Origin of the sequence: Sphingobium sp. TA15, assembly GCF_037101235.1 — a bacterium.
Classification (GTDB): Bacteria; Pseudomonadota; Alphaproteobacteria; order Sphingomonadales; family Sphingomonadaceae; genus Sphingobium; species Sphingobium indicum.
Map to the genome: position 1 here is coordinate 1 of NZ_AP025356.1, position 15281 is coordinate 15281.

General features: G+C 65.3%; 12 protein-coding genes. 7 read left to right on the plus strand and 5 right to left on the minus strand.

The genetic code is table 11. From position 1 onward, the window contains the following. A complete protein-coding gene (locus Sj15T_RS17385) occupies nt 1-1203 on the plus strand; it encodes a replication initiator protein A (protein ID WP_013053600.1) in 1203 nt (400 codons plus the stop codon). 692 nt (nt 1204-1895) lie between these two features. On the opposite strand, the gene Sj15T_RS17390 is transcribed toward Sj15T_RS17385, so the two are convergent. The 3 genes from Sj15T_RS17390 to Sj15T_RS17400 form a co-directional block, all read right to left on the minus strand. After that, nucleotides 1896-2825, minus strand: a complete 930-nt coding sequence (locus tag Sj15T_RS17390; RefSeq protein ID WP_013053601.1) for a hypothetical protein — start codon at nt 2823-2825, stop codon at nt 1896-1898. A gap of 1332 nt (nt 2826-4157) precedes the next feature. Further along, nucleotides 4158-4997: a MucR family transcriptional regulator gene (locus tag Sj15T_RS17395; protein WP_013053605.1), complete on the minus strand. Its 840-nt coding sequence runs from the start codon at nt 4995-4997 to the stop codon at nt 4158-4160. 753 nt (nt 4998-5750) lie between these two features. Continuing rightward, on the minus strand, nt 5751-6026 hold the full coding sequence (locus Sj15T_RS17400) for an HU family DNA-binding protein (protein WP_007684484.1): 276 nt from the start codon (nt 6024-6026) through the stop codon (nt 5751-5753). A 450-nt stretch (nt 6027-6476) separates the two neighbouring features. On the opposite strand from Sj15T_RS17400, the gene Sj15T_RS17405 reads away from it, so the two are divergent. The 5 genes from Sj15T_RS17405 to Sj15T_RS17425 all read left to right on the plus strand — a co-directional run bounded on the left by Sj15T_RS17405 (nt 6477) and on the right by Sj15T_RS17425 (nt 13154). Continuing rightward, the gene (locus Sj15T_RS17405) at nt 6477-8156 is read left to right on the plus strand and encodes a ShlB/FhaC/HecB family hemolysin secretion/activation protein (protein WP_253720738.1); all 1680 of its coding nucleotides are present in this window, start codon (nt 6477-6479) and stop codon (nt 8154-8156) included. Between the two features lie 48 nt (nt 8157-8204). Next, on the plus strand, nt 8205-8765 hold the full coding sequence (locus tag Sj15T_RS17410) for a 2OG-Fe(II) oxygenase (protein ID WP_007684482.1): 561 nt from the start codon (nt 8205-8207) through the stop codon (nt 8763-8765). 410 nt (nt 8766-9175) lie between these two features. Then, nucleotides 9176-10648 carry a hypothetical protein gene (locus Sj15T_RS17415; protein ID WP_049775189.1) on the plus strand — a complete coding sequence of 491 codons (1473 nt, stop codon included), beginning with the start codon at nt 9176-9178 and terminating at the stop codon, nt 10646-10648. 192 nt (nt 10649-10840) lie between these two features. Continuing rightward, the gene (locus Sj15T_RS17420; protein WP_013053613.1) at nt 10841-12058 is read left to right on the plus strand and encodes an autotransporter outer membrane beta-barrel domain-containing protein; all 1218 of its coding nucleotides are present in this window, start codon (nt 10841-10843) and stop codon (nt 12056-12058) included. A gap of 94 nt (nt 12059-12152) precedes the next feature. Continuing rightward, entirely contained in the window at nt 12153-13154 is a 1002-nt protein-coding gene (locus tag Sj15T_RS17425) for a ParB/RepB/Spo0J family partition protein (RefSeq protein WP_013053614.1), read from the plus strand. Between the two features lie 78 nt (nt 13155-13232). On the opposite strand, the gene Sj15T_RS17430 is transcribed toward Sj15T_RS17425, so the two are convergent. Together Sj15T_RS17430 and Sj15T_RS17435 are read right to left on the minus strand one after the other, a co-directional pair. Then, nucleotides 13233-13547, minus strand: a complete 315-nt coding sequence (locus Sj15T_RS17430; RefSeq protein ID WP_013053615.1) for a hypothetical protein — start codon at nt 13545-13547, stop codon at nt 13233-13235. Further along, nucleotides 13544-14764 (minus strand): molybdopterin-dependent oxidoreductase, encoded by a 1221-nt coding sequence (locus tag Sj15T_RS17435; RefSeq protein ID WP_013053616.1) that lies wholly within the window; start codon nt 14762-14764, stop codon nt 13544-13546. The genes Sj15T_RS17430 and Sj15T_RS17435 overlap by 4 nt, the downstream gene beginning before the upstream one ends. 301 nt (nt 14765-15065) lie before the next feature. Here Sj15T_RS17435 and Sj15T_RS17440 point away from each other — a divergent pair, with 301 nt between their 5' ends. After that, nucleotides 15066-15278, plus strand: a complete 213-nt coding sequence (locus Sj15T_RS17440; RefSeq protein ID WP_013053618.1) for a hypothetical protein — start codon at nt 15066-15068, stop codon at nt 15276-15278. The last annotated feature ends 3 nt before the right edge of the window (nt 15279-15281 follow it).

Sequence of the window (15281 nt, forward strand, 5' to 3'; positions counted from 1 at the left end):
ATGACCCGCGCCGCCCGGACGCAGATCAACGACCAGTTCGAACTCTTCCTCCCCTATATCGCGGACATGCCGCTGCGCGACCAGCGCGAGATGATGGAGCGCCCCTTCTTCAGCCTCGCCAAGACCAAGCGCGTCAAGCCGATCGACTACACCTCCCCCGACGGCAAGGCCTGGGTCCATGTCTCGGCCAATCCCGATTATGGCATGGCCACCATCTGGGACGCCGACATCCTCATCTATTGCGCCTCGGTCCTGGCCGACATGGCCCGCCGCGGCCTCAACGACGTGCCGCGCAAGTTGCACCTCATGCCCTATGACCTGCTGCGCGCCATCCACCGCCCGACCACCGGCCGCGCCTATGAACTGCTCGGCCAGTCGCTCGACCGGCTCGTCTCCACCACGATCAAGACCAATATCCGCGCCGAAAACCGCCGCGAAGCGACCTTCAGTTGGCTGGACGGCTGGACCCAGCTGGTCGACGAACGCACCGAACGCTCCCGCGGCATGACCATCGAACTCAGCAACTGGTTCTATGAAGGCGTGCTGATGCAGGGCGGCGTGCTCAGCATCGACCGCGCTTATTTCGACCTCACCGGCGGCCGCGAACGCTGGCTCTACAAGGTGGCGCGCAAGCATGCGGGCGGAGCAGGGGAGGGGGGTTTCGCCATCTCCATGCCCACCCTGTTCGAAAAATCAGGGGCCGAGGGCGCCTATCGCCGCTTCAAGTTCGAGATCGCCAGGATCGCCGAACGCGATCCGCTGCCCGGCTATACGGTCGAGCTGGAACAGCCCGAAGGCAAGCGCGAACCCTCGCTCCGCATGCGCCGCCGAACCCAATCCGATCCGCTTCCCCCCACGACGACTTCACGGCGGACGGCCGCGACCCCGCAGTCGGCCGCCGCCGCTACCCACAACAACAGCGCAGTCCGCCACCCTCCGGCCGATGCCGACATGCTGGTCGACGCGGGCGGCATGATCCGCAGAACCTTGGCCGGCATGTCCGCCAAAGCCAGCGCCGGCGAAATCACCGACGCGACCATGGCGACCCTGCGCGCCGAATATCCCGGCTGGGACTATCAGACGCTCCATCAGGAATTCCGCGACTGGCTCGACGCCGATCCCGCACGCACGCCGGTCAACTATCAAAAGGCGTTCATCGGCTTCGTCCGCCGCTTCCATGAGAAGAACCGGCACCGTCTCTAGGCTGTATCGACATTCAGCCCTGGCGGCCTGCAAATGGTGGTTTTCCGTGCTTCCGGTGCTCACCTACTTTGAGTAGGCTGCGCGCCGGGTCACGGTAAACCACCATTTTCGGCTCGCCATCTTCTGAATGTCGATACACCCTAGAGCGCGGTCCGCTTAGATTGCGATTGCAGCGGATCGCACTCCGATTTCTCTTGTCTCCATTTTCCGATGCCGGACGGAAACATATCTCATATCCGCCGCTCGATGTCAGACCCACCGTCCCTCTGCCTTGCCCCATGGCTAGAGCGTTCCCGAAGTGTCGGGTGACACGGATATGGCGGACCCCGCTGTCGCGCACGACAGTTCAATGCACCCGACCCGCCGCCGAATTTGAACGTCCTTCCCGACACCCCCGCCCAATATGATTCAATCCGCCAAGCGCCACCCACCGCAAATGGCGAGCCTCGACATTCCGGGAACGGTCTTCGCCTCTTCAGGAACGCTTCCCCGACATTTCGGGAACGCCAGCGTCGACATTACAGGAACGGACAATCGACCTTATGGGAACGCGGCACAAAGGCCGACTCGTGCGATTCCGGCGATTCGGGCCGAAACTCTCAGCCGCTAACTCTTTAACTTTCCTAGAAACCTTATAACAGCAGCACGATATTTTCTGGAAAATGAAGCAGGATGGACGAAGGCTCCATTTCCTAATGCCCTCCCGTCAGCCTCTCCACCTGCGCAACCAGCTTCGTCGCGCCCTGGTGCGAAATGCCCAGCAAACGGGCGACCGCCATCTTGCCAAGCCCGGGATAGGCCAGTTCAAGCCGCATGAGCAGCGGGGCCTTGCTTCGTCGCGTCACTCGCAATTCCTTCGGCAACCGTGCCAGCTTCGCCTCCAGCCGGTCCAGTTCGATCAATCCCTGCCCGGCCTGCCGGGCGATCATGGCCGCAATCGCTTTCGCCAATGAACCAGCATCGTCCGGCAAGAAGCGCGGCAGTCCCACCAGCGAGGGCAAGCGGCGCAGGCTGAGGCCCGCCGCCAGCAACGCGCCTGGAAGATGGCAGGCGAGCACCCAGCCCATATCGAACCGCCGCGGATCGATGCGCCATTGCCGCCCGTCCGCCGTCGTCACCAGATGACCCTCGGTGACAGGCGCGTCGAGACTCCCTCTGGCATCTATCAGCCGCTGCGCGATCCCCAGCAAGGTGCCGGCAGGGTAGGGGGCCTCCAGCAGCATCTGGGCCATCCGCCATGACGGGCCGAAGCGGACCAGATCCTCGGGCGCCCACAGTCCAGCCTCCTTCCTGTCATCGAGCAGCGTGCGGGAGATATTGAGGGTCGCCCGCGCGATCGGATCCCGATCGTCGCTTGCCGACAGGGCAAAATGGAAGAGGGCGGCAACGGAGAGCGGATCGTTGAGACCCTCGCTATGGCGCGGCGGCGGCGTCCGCCCGCAAATCCAGTTCTGAAGCTCCGTAACCGACACCGGCACCCCGGCAAAGCCTGACAGCATGGAGGCGCCCTTCAGCCTTTCCCTGGCCAGCCAGATGTCGGCCGCCGGGCTGTTGCAGAGCCGCCCGTCCAGCCGCCCCAGGACAAGCAGGGCATGATCCGGCGAAGCTGAAAAATCGTGCATTCCCCGGTCATAGCGCAAGATGGACTACAACCAAATAATATGGTTGGTTGTACATGCTGGGATGGGGGTGGATAGATGGCGCCTCCTGTTTTGAGGCGACCCTTCAGGCCATAGCTATATGCCATAACAAGGCGATGCCCGCCAGCATCATTCGACATCCTCTCGCGCGATGGGATGAAAGCGTTGCGCGACGACCGCGCTTATTTTGCAGGTGGCGTTGGCCTGCCGAGGCAAGAGGGAGTCCTTATACCGTCTGGGAAAAGGGAACAGAACAGGAAACGCGCCTATTTCGCCCTCGGAGGCTCGTCAGGCGCCGCGGAGGGGGCCAGCTAGGTTGGCCCGTCAGCAGGGCGAATTTCTTTCCTGTGAGCTTCCCAGCCTGCCTAAATTTTGGGCAATGGCCGCTGGCGTAGCTTTGAACGCCGGATCGAGCGCCAGGGAAGATGAAGCCTGGCAATGGGAAAAAGCGCCAAGCGGCGGATAACTGCGAGACAGGATGGCATTGGCCTCAAGGCTGGGCATCACCGTCGAAGATCGGGTTGATATATTGAAGCCTAGGCAGCGTGGACAAATTCAAGACTTGCCGGACTGAGTGATTTGGGTGGGGAGGGGCCATTCCCTATTCGTCACCTTTCCCCCCCTATTCGTCACCCCGGACTTGATCCGGGGTCCCGCTGCCTTGGGCTGGGCGCGGTGTAGAGGCAAAAGCGGGACCCCGGATCAAGTCCGGGGTGACGGTGGGGGTAATGACCGCTCATGGCCATTTCACGACATTTTCGAATTTGTCCAAGCTGCCTAGTCATGAAGCGGATCAGATTAAATTCTAAAAGCCGTAAATCTTCATCCATAAATGGTCCCGAAGATAGGCTGGCGAGCAGCGAAAAATCCGTCAGAGACGTATAACAAAACCCGTCACCCATCAGCACGCTGGGACGATGTCCTGAATGAGCCATTGATTTTCAATTGACGGTGAAGGGTTCTCGTAAAAACCGAAACATGCCGCTGCAAGTTCTCGAGAAGCCGATGGGTCAATCCCGACAAAGAAAATAGATTAGCTGAACAGTCCTTTTATCCTCCGGGATTTGCCTTGCTCCCGCCATCATTTTTTCGGCAACCGGATTCTTGTGGCATAATCCGAACGATGAACCTGACCCGATTGGCGGGCCATGGCCGAATATCTATCCAATTGACATCAAGGAAAACGCCCGACCAACATTTGCGCTGGCCGGAGCGTGATCCTGATCGGCAACCGGACTGCCCGGCCCGGAAATGCGGCGTCAAAAGGTGGACGTGCTTTCATGATGAATGAAAGCACGTCCGCCAATCTGACGATCAGGCCTTTTCAGCTGCCGTCGCCTTGCTGGATTTGGCGGCAGGCTTTTTCTTGGGAGCGGGTTTGGCGGGCGCCTTGGCAGCCGGGGCGGGCTTGTTGCCTGCCGCCGCCTTTTCGGCAGGCTTGGCGGCAGGAGCGGCGTCTTTCTTCGGCGCGGGTGCAGACGGCGTTGCTATGGAGAGGCGCTTGCGCGATGCGGCAGGCTTTGCGGCCGGCGCCTTTGCGGCGGGCGCTTTGGCGACGGCGGGCTTGGCCTCCACGGGCTTGGCTGCCGGGGCCTTGGTGGCCGCAGTCTTGGGAGCGGGCGTCTTCGCCGCGGCCGGCTTGGCAGGCGCCGCCTTTGCGGGCGCTGCCTTGGGAGCAGCGGCGGGCTTCGCAGCCGCCGGCGCGGCGACAGCGGGAGCAGGAGCCGCTTCGGCCGGCTTCTTGACGCTCACCGGCTTTTTGCCCAGGCCGAGCTTCGTGGCGACTGCTCGCCGCGCTTCCGAATAGTTGGGCGCGACCAGCGGATAGGATTTCGGCAGCCCATAGCGTTCGCGATATTCGTTGGGGGTCAGGCCATGGCTGGCAAGGTGGCGCTTCAGCGTCTTGTAGGGTCGGCCGTCAATCATGCTGAGAATATGCTCCGGCGAAGACAGGCTTTTGCGAACCGACACCGCCGGCGTGTAAGTCGGCGCCGCCGCATCTTCGGGCTTTGCGGCAAGATCATCAGTCAAGGCCAGGCGGGTGGTCCGAATGAGATCGGCAAGACCTTCGCTCGCGACATTATTGTTGGAGACAAAGGCACTCACCAGCTGAACAGTGAGCGTCGTGATGTCAGGCTGGTTGTTTTCAGACATTGGCCCCGCTTCCCATCTTCGATTAATAGAGAGGGCCTTTTGAGCGGTTTTGCGTGAAATGTAAATCCGAAACAACTTGACAGCCCGGTCGCATGCTGTCGAACAGGAACAAACAAGCGCATTTTGTTTCGGGATGGCACAGCTTTATCGTGCGCTTCCGTGCCATGTAGCAGACCATCTTCGTCCATGGTCCGTCAGTTACATTGCGCAAGCATCACGCTCCATACAGCAAAGCCGGAATATCGATCTATATTCGTGTCGCGCCTACCAGTGTTCGGCCAGCGCAAGGCAATATTTGTCCGCCGCGAAACCTGTTTCCGGTGGACCAAAAAAAAGGCCGGTCTTTCGACCGGCCCAATGAGTTAGGAGAGGATGCCTGAAAGGCACTCGCCAATTGGCGCGGCGGGCGTGCAATGGCAAATGCGAAACGCGGCGATGTGATTGCGTTTCACGCAATCCATCCGGGCGGTTTCATCGGGCAGCACAGCGGGAAGAGCGGAAAAGGGCTTCCCGACATCCCGGCAGAACACTCCATGACGATCGGTCTAAACCGCGCAAAGATCGCGGACCTGCATCAGATGGGGAGGGGGAGGGCAGGCATCGATCCTGCCAATATGGCGCACCCCGCCCGTTCGGCTGGGGCGCGCCATTCGATCAAGGGAGGGGTGCCGTCCCGTTCATCCGGGCCGATCCTTCCGATCATGTGTCGGCGGAGATTGGGACGGCGGCCAGGTGCGGCCGCCGGGGCCATTTTCAGCCGTTCAACTGGTCCTTCACGGCCTTGGCCGGGGTGAAGGTCAGCTTCTTCGAAGCGGCGATCTGGATCACGGCGCCGGTCGAGGGGTTGCGGCCTTCGCGAGCGGGCTGGTCCTTGACCTTGAACTTGCCAAATCCGTTCAGCGACACTTCCTCGCCCTTCGCGGCGGCGCCGGCGATGGCGGAAAAGACGCCGTCGACATATTTGCGCGCATCGGCCTTGGTCAGGCCATGATCGGCGGCCAATGCTTCGGCGAGTTCAGTATTGTTCATGGTGATCTCCCTTTCGTGGACGGATGGTCTTAACCTGTCTCTTCGCGCTCAACCAGCCCCTTTGCGACCGGCGAACAGCGAAAATCGGCAGCAAAATCGCGTTATTGGCGCTTTGCGATGCCGAAATCATGCCCGATCGGGAGCCTTTGGGGGCATTTCCGCTCCGCCGCGACTCTGATCTCCCCGGCGCGAGGAGGCGTTCGGGCCGGGGCAAGGGCCGGGCGGGCGTCCGTTCCGCCAAAATGGTCGCAATTGTCGAGCGCCAGGCGATGCCGGCCTGGGCGGATCGGCCAAGGCGGGGCTTCGGCACTGCGCGGATATTTTACAAAGGCTTGCAGATATAACCGATCCGGTCCCGGTTGCAGATGAAGGCCGGGTCGTTTTCGCCCATCCTTCTGCGCAGCGGCCCATTGGCGGCCGGGATGGCGTGGGGGCAGGTGGCGGCGGATCATGGCGGGGATGGGGTGGCGCAGGGGCGCGGCATGGGCGGTTGCAACGGGTCTGGGGCTGATGCTGGCGGTCCCGGCGGCCGCGCAGGACGCAGCGCCCGGCCAGCAGAGCGCGGCCCCGATCATCGATCGCGACCGTACCGACCGGCTCGAGCCGCAGATCGCGTCGCCGCCCGTCGCCGCGCCGCGCCCTGCGCCGTCGGTCCAGGTCGCGCCTGCGGCCTCCTCCGCAGGCCAGACCCTGCTGACGCGGCTGCGCTATAGCGGAACGACGCTGCCCACGGGCCAGCTTGATGCCGCCGCCTCGCCCTATATCGGACATCCGCTAACCGGCGAGACGCTCCAGGCCATCGCCAATGCGATCAGCGCGACCTATGCGCGGAGCGACATCGCCTTCTATTCCGTCTCCATCCCGCCCCAGGTGCCGAGCGGTGGCGTGCTGACCATCCGTCTGGTCGAGGGGCGGGTGACGGATTATCGCCTCGCGGGCATGTCGCCCAGCATGCCTGCCGGGCTGATCGCCGCGCATATGCGCCGGCTGATGCGGGACGCGCCGCTGCGCAAGAGCAGCCTGGAACGGACATTGGCGTTGTTGCGCGATATTCCGGGACAGACGGTCGATGCCCGCCTGCGGCAGTCGGGCGCGCCGGGCGACCTGCTGATGGACCTCATCGTCAAGCGCAAGCAGGTGCAGATCGGCCTGACGATCGACAATAGCGGGGTCAGCAATGTCGTGCAGGGCGTGCAGGCGCAGATGTCGGTCACGGTCAACGGCCTCGTCCGCGAAGGCGACAGCACGCGCATTGCCGGCTACCTGCCCTTCTATCCCGACCGCTATCAATATTATTCGCTCAGCCACGCCACCCCCATCGGCAGCAACGGCTTGACCCTGGCCGCGCAGGCCGCCCATGTCGAAACCCGTTCGCGCGACAGCAGGACGACGGGTGAGGCGACATTGGCCGGCCTGGCGCTCAGCTATCCCGTGCTACGGTCGACAAAGTCCCAACTGTCGGTCACGGCGTCCCTCGACGGCATCGACAGCGACAATTATTTCCTCGACATCCGTTTCGGGGATTATCGGTCGCGGGCGCTGCGCCTGGGCGCTTCCTGGTCCCGCGCCGACGCCCGGGACGGCTATGCGATTTCCACGGTCGTCAGCCAGGGGATCGACGCCCTGGGCGCCAGGCCCTTTGCCGGCTTTTCCGAAACCGGCTTCACCAAGGTCAATGTCCAGGCCGTCGCGGTGAAGGGGATCAGCGGCAAGCTCAGCCTCAGGACGTCGATCAAGGGCCAATATTCGAAGGACGATCTTCCGGTGACGGAGCGCTTCCCGCTGGGCGGCCGGGGCGTCGGCATGGCCTTCCGCACCGGAACGTTGACGGCGGAACAGGCCGTTGCCGGCAGCGCGGAACTTTCGTGGTCGCTTCCGGCCCGATCGCCCTTGCTGAAGGCGAGCGCGCTGTTCGTTGCGCTTGACGGGGCGCTGGCGCATGGCACGGCGCGGCCCGCCTACCGCCTTGCGGCGCGGGACTACAGCCTTGCATCGGCCGGGGGCGGAGTGCGACTGGGCCTTGGCCCCAAATGGCGGGTCAGCGCTGAGGTGGCCGTGCCGGTCAAGCGGCCCGACCCGGGCCATAGCCGAAAGGCGCGATTCTTCTTCGGGGTAGGGCGGGCATTTTGATCCGTCCTTTTGCGGATACGCAAAAACAAAGAAGCGGGAAGCAAGACAATGAACAATGTGTGGGAGGTATGGCCCGCGGCCCTGACCGGGGCGGAATGCGACGCCATCGTCAAGCGCGCGGCGCTTTATCAGCCGGAAAGCGCGACCGTCGGCTTCGCGCAGGCGGTGCGCAGCGATCATGCCTATCGATCGTCCACCATAAGCTGGCTGGATGTCCATCGCGACAAGGACATTGTCGACCGGCTGATGCAGTTCGTCCATTCTTCCAACCGCACCAATTTCGGGATCGACATCGCCGGCCCCTTTGAGTTGCAATATACCGAATATCACGGCCGCGCGCAGGGCAAATATGACTGGCATCAGGATGTGTGGCTGGAATCCTCCCGCCCGTTCGATCGCAAGCTGTCGGTCGTGGTGCAACTGTCCGACCCGGATGAATATGAGGGCGGCGCCTTCGAATTTTTCGGCCTTCAGCAACCGGGCGTGAATTTCGCGTCGCGGGGCAGCATGCTGATCTTCCCCTCCTTCCTCCAGCATCGCGTACTGCCGGTGACCAAGGGCCTCCGCCGCAGCCTGGTGAGCTGGATCGAAGGGCCCAGATGGCGGTGAGCCGCACCTGACGGCACGATCCTCCATCCTCACCCTTGGCAAAGAACCGCGCCGATGGGGCGCGGGCAGGATGGATGCGTGCCGATCGCAGCGGCGACCGATGCCTTCGGTCGCGAAAATGAGCCATATCGGAAGAAATCCCGCCAAGGGCGACTTGCGCGGCCCTGGCCCGGCTTTGCGGACAAGCAAGTGTCGGGAAGCCAGGTAAAAGCCGGTTGTTACGGGGATTGCCTTATCTCTTGCGCGGCTTTGCGCGGGCCGCGACATGCTTTTGCGTGTCGAATTGTGACGAAGATGGGTGAAGTAAACCGTTCTGACCAGACTGGTTTCTTCTTGACGCGGCGATAAGCACTGCCCGGCTTAACGTGCTCCCGTTGCGATCTGCTCGCAGGAAAACAGGGAGTCTTGCAATGCCACTTCATGGATCGGTCCGGTCGGGACGGCGCTATCTGCTGTGCGCCACGGCGATACCTCTTCTTTTGCTCAGCGCCTGCGCCGACGGCGTGGGTTTCGACATAGGGGCAGGGGGCGGCCAGTCTCCTTCCGGTCCCAGCGGCCCGACAGGTCCGACAAGTCCCACTGGCCCGACCAGCCCGACCGGACCGTCCGGCCCCACTGGCCCAAGCGGCCCCACGGGTCCGGGTGGCCCGGCCGGTCCCACCAGCCCAACTGGCCCAGCGGGTCCGACCGGCCCCTCCGGTCCTACGGGTCCAGGCGGTCCGACCGGCCCAGGCGGTCCCACCGGACCCGCTGGCCCGACAGGCCCCGGCGGACCCACCGGCCCGGGCGGTCCGACTGGTCCCACCGGCCCGACCGGCCCCACCAGCAGCGGATCGATCATCGGGGCGTCCATCGGCAATCAGCCGCTGGTCGGACCCACGGGGCCCGGATCGCTGATCGGCGTCAACGTCCTGCCGGGCGACACTCCGGCGACCGGCAGCGTGGCCACCGTCGATCTGCTGACGGGCGACGGCACCGTCGCGCAGGTCGCCCTGCCGACCACGCCCCAGGGCGTGCAGCAGGGGCTGGCGCCGGTGGGCACGCTCGCCGGCAGCCTGCTCGGCGCCCCGGCCGGGGAGGCCGTGACCCAGCTTACCGACGGTCTCTCCCCCGCAGTGGCGGCCGTCACCTCGACGGTGGGCCAGCTCGCCGCGCCGCTGCTGGACACGGTCAACGGAGCGCTCTCGCCCGTCACGGATCCGCTGGTGGGCGGCAATGGCGTCCTCGCCCCCGTGACGGGGCTGGTCGAAAATGCGGTGGGCGGCCTGACCGGCGCCTTGGGCGGCATAGGGGGCGATCCTTCCGCCGCTTTGGGCGGGCCGCTGATCGGCGCGAATGTCGGCGGCGATGTCCTGACCGGCGCCTCGACTTCGGGCACGCTGGTCGGGGTCAATCTGCTGCCGTCGGATGGCGGCGCGGTTGCCGGACAGTTGGCGACGGTCGATGTCCTGACGCAGGGCAATCTGGTCGACGTCACCGTGCCGACGACCGCCGCCGGGGTGGAGGCGGGATTGCAACCGGCAGGCAATCTGGCCGGCGGCCTGCTGGGACCGCAGGCCGAAACGACCGTCAACCAGGTCGTCAGCGCCGTCGCCCCTGTGGTGGCGACCGTCACCAGCACGGTCGACAGCGTGGCCGCGCCCCTGCTCGACACCGTCAACAGCCTCGCCCCGACGCTGCCCGGAGGAGAGAGCGGTTCCCCACTCGCGCCCGTGACCGGCCTGGTCGACGGCTTGCTGGGAGGAGGGGAGGGGGCCACCGGCAATGTCCTGGCCCCCGTCACTGGCCTGCTGAACGGCGCGCTGGCCCCGGCGACCGGATCGGGTTCCGCCACGGCTCCTGTGACTGGCCTGCTGGGCGGGCTGCTGGGCGGCGGCAACTGACGCGGCGTGGCGGTCCGCCATGGTCCTCATGCATGACGGGCCGCCTGCCACGATGCTCTCCCCCATATAGCCCCCGGGGGTAGGGCGGGGGCGAGGAGGCAGTGGGCGCACTGCCTCCTCAAACCGATCCCCAACGCTGGCCGCTGGCCTTTGCGTTCACGCAAAAATCTTCTTCATAAGGGGAATATCACCTTGCCGAACCGCCTTTTTCCGATCCGCCGCCTGATTGAGGGCGCAGCGGCCTTGCTGCTCCTCAATGCCCAGCCCGCCATGGCCGGTCCCTACGCGCCCTATGCCGTGACGCCGGGCGAAACCGCGGTGGGAACGATGCTGGACGCGGCGGGGGGCGCGCCCGGCGGCGACCGCGCGGCCATGCTCGCGTCGATCGACGCCCTGCCGACGGCCGCGGCGCGGGCCGATGCGCTGGGCCAGCTCTCGCCGCGCAGCTATTCCCTGCTGCCCCGCCTGTCGATCCAGTCGATGGACGCCGCCGACCGGGAGATTCGCTCCTGGCTGGCCGAGCGGCGCAGCATCGCCATCGATGCCCCGGCCGATGTTCCGGCCAGCGGCGACCGCACCATCACCATGATGCTGAGCGGAGGAATAAAGCAGGCGAGCTATAAGGCCCGCGTCGACCGCCCTGAAGCGGAGTCCGACAGCCGGTCGCTGCGCTTCGCCATGGATGTGAAGCCCGTGCCAGGCCTCATCGTCGGCGCGACGCTGGGCATCGACGGCATCGACGCCCGACTCGACCCGGCGCGGCGCCCCCGCATCAGCCAGTTCAACAGCCAGATCGGCTCCTATGCCAGCTATGGCGACGGCCGCTTCTATGTCGACGCGACGGCGGCCTATACGCTCTCCGAATATAAGCTGCGGCGCCAAATCGGCTGGGCGGGCTTCGCCGGGCGGATGGTGGCGCCCGTGGACGGCGACGGCTGGGCCGCATCCGGCGAGGCGGGCGCGATGCTGCGCGCAGGCCCGGTTCGGATGCAGCCCTTCGCCGGCCTGCATTATCGCTATGCCGACGTCAGCGGCTTCGTCGAAAATGGCGGACCCGCCGCGCTGGAGGTCGCCACCTTCCGCACCAAGTCGCTTCGCGGCGCATTGGGCGCGCGCCTCTCCGCCAATGTGGCGCAAGGCGGCTGGACCCTTCGCCCGTCGGTCGAGGCGCAATGGCAGCGCGAGTTACGCAGCCGCCCCGACAGCCGGATCGAAGCGCGCTTCTCCACCCGCGACTTGCCCATCTTCACGCTGCGTCCCACCCGGCTGGCGCGTGACGCGGGCCTGGTGAATGCCGGGATCAGCGCGACCTGGAACAACCGCACCACGTTCCGCCTGGGCTATGCGGGCGAGTTCAGTTCCGACCGCCATGTTCATGCGGCGGCGCTGACGGTCGGACGGCGTTTCTAGGCAAAAGGGATTGCTCCGAAACGAACCGGATTTCGCGCCGCAATCATACTTGTCCCGCTATTGCGTGGGCCTGCTCACGCAAAGGAAGTGATCCATGGCCCGCTTCATCCGCGACATATTGGCGACCCTTTCCCATGAACCCGCCGCCGGCAAAGGTCCGGTCGATCAGGAGGAGCTGAGCCGCCTTGACCAGCGGCTCGCGCCTTTCACGGACAAGGGGCCGGGATCGCGCGGCACGATTTCGATCCAGCCGGACGAATGTTCGGTCTGGGACGGCAATCCGCGCGACCAGCCGGGTTTGACGGCGGACGGCTGCCGGTCGCTGATCGATTCCATCGCCAGCGAAGGCGGGAACCGCATCCCCGTCCTCGTGCGCCTCAATCCGCCGGGTTCGGACCGGCCCTACCAGCTTCTGGTCGGCAGCCGCCGCCGTTTCGCGGTGGACTGGCTCAACCATAATGGGCGGCCGGAAATGCGGCTGGCGGCCCTGGTCGTCGACCTGTCGGACGAGGAAGCCTTCCGCCTGGCGGACATCGAAAATCGCGAGCGGGCGGACATCAGCGAACTGGACCGGGCGCGCAGCTATCAGCATGCGGTCGAACGCTTCTACGGCGGGGTGCAATCGCGCATGGCCGAGGCGCTTACCCTTTCCAACAGCCAGCTAAGCCGCCTGCTCGCCCTGGCGCAATTGCCTGAGGAGGTGGTGGACGCCTTTGCCACGCGGGACGAGTTGCGCGTGCGCTATTCCGAAATCCTGACGCCGCTGCTGCGCCGTCCGGACCAGCGGGCGCGCATCATTGCCGAGGCGCGATCCATCGGGGAACAGCAACAAGAGCTGGCGCGGGAGGGCGGCCGCATGCTTTCGCCCGCGACGGTGCTGGCCCGGCTGCGGGAGGCCGCCATGCCGCAGCCTGTTGAGGAAGGGCGCGACATGGCGATCATCGCGGGCGGGGCGCGCATCGGCCGCGCCAGGCCCGGCCGGAGCGGCGGCCTGACCATCGACCTCAACATATCGGAGGATGCCGATCTGGACGAACTGCTGGCGCGGCTGCGCGAAACCATCGTCGCGGCCCGGGCCGCGCCGGTCATGCCATAGGAACGCGATCGCTTCCGGAGCCTCAACAGGCGACTTTGCGTATACGCAAAAAGCCCGCGACCACTGATGCCAGCGCCTCTATGAAGGCCCGGCGGCCTCCTTCCGCCCATAAGTGGCGGCCAGATAGGCGGCGATCCGTTCGGCATCGGCAGGCTCGATCGGCGCGCCATAGACCTTGATCATCTTGCCGACGCTATCCTTCCAGAATTGCGTCCCCTTGCCGCGTGGCTGAGTGGTGACATAGTCCAGCGAATGGCAGGCGGAGCAGATCGCCGTCGTCAGTTCCGCGCCATCGCCGGGCGGCAGGACAATGGGTCGTTCGTCGGGCAGGCGATAGCCCGCGGCAGCCGCGCCGCTCGCGGCGAGAAGGGCGATGGGCAGTAGCGCTTTCACAGGGCGACGACCTCCACGGCTTCGACGACATTGCGCATATAGCCGGCGGGCTGCCAGAGCGGATCGAACGGCTGGACCTCTCCCGACCGGCCCGTCGCGCGGACGAGGATGCGATGGCGGCCGGGCGCCAGGCTCTGCGCCGACCGCCATGCCCGGAAGCTGTAGCGGCCCAGATTCTCGCCCAGATCGGCCTGCCGCCAGCTTGCGCCCCCGTCGGTGGAGATGTCGACCCGCGCAATCCCCGATCCGCCGTCGAACGCGATGCCGGACAGGACTGTCAGCTTGCCCGCGGCCACCTGCGCCCCGGACATATGGCTGGTGAGGAAGGACCGGATGTTGAGCCGGCCGATGGGCCGCGTCCTGTCCGGCTTGCCGCCGGGCGCGACGCAGGCGCAATCATTGTCGGGAATGCGATAGGCGGTCTTCATCCAATAGCCGTCATAGGCCGCGTCGACGACGTTGATCTCATGCAGATGCTTGATCCAATAGGTGCCGTAATGGCCCGGCAAGACCAGACGCAACGGATAGCCGTTGAGAAAGGGCAGGTCCGCCCCGTTCATCGCCCAGGCGACCATCACCTCGCCGTCGCGGGCATGGTCGACGTCCAGCGCCTTGACGAAGTCGGGAATGCCGTCGGCCTGGGGATTGTCGAGTCCGTTGAACGTGACCTGCCGCGCCCCGGCGCGCACCCCCGTGCGGTCCAGCAGCGCGCGAAGCGGAACGCCGCGCCAGCGGGCATTGCCCATCGCGCCGTTGCCGAGTTGCCCGCCGCCTACACGCGGTTCGAAAAAGCCGCGCCCATTGCCGGAACATTGGTTGACCGCGACGATCTCCTGCACGGGAAAGTCGCGCTTCAGTTCCGCGAGCGAAAGGGAGAGCGGCCGCTCGACATGACCGCCCAGCGCCAGCCGGAACCTCCGCGCATCGATGTCGAGCGGCAGATCCGAAAGATGATAGCGCACGAAGAAGGCGTCATTGGGCGTGATCGGTCCGTCGAACAGGGCCAGCGGCGTTTCAAGCTGCGGCGGGCGCGTGGTGAGACCGATGAGCGCCCGCTTCTGCGGATAGCGGACCAGGGGCCGCTCGCCATTTCCGAAGGGCAGGGCGGCGTAGCCGCCACGGGTCCGCGCCCAGCCGGATACCGGCAACAGCGCCCCCGCCATGGCGGCGATAAGGCCGCGCCGATCCACCCCATTCATGGTCCGTCCGTCCGCCATGGCTGTCCTGCCTGCACCTTCCTGCACTCTGATGATCGGAATGGATGCGGCCGGTTGTCCGGTGCGCAGTCTGGCTGCCCCGGCCATCCCGGTGGGAATGCCGATCCGCTGTGGGTAGGACGTGGCGGCTGGCCAGTCAATCCGGCAGGTGCGGCGCTGCCCCGGCGGAAACCAAATCGGCGATGAGGAGAGCCGGCCTAGCTGAAAAAACGACCTTGAATGGATGCTTTCCCGCCCTTAATTTGGCGCCTGGCGGTCACCGCCGGAAGGAAGAGAGGATTGGAAGAAAGGAGGCAAGCCCATGTCCCTCTCCCATTTTCAAGGCCCCTTCGAAGTGGCCCATCATCCCCAGTTGGAACCTGAGGTGAAGCGCGCCATCCTTGCATCCTGGGCTTCGGACGCCAATGCCGTGGAGGGCAATCCCGCCGTCAGGCGCCCGCCCCCCCACAAGCGGCCGATCCCCATCGACGAGATACTGGACGCGCTGCGCAAAGTGGATCGGAACCCCGGCTAAATT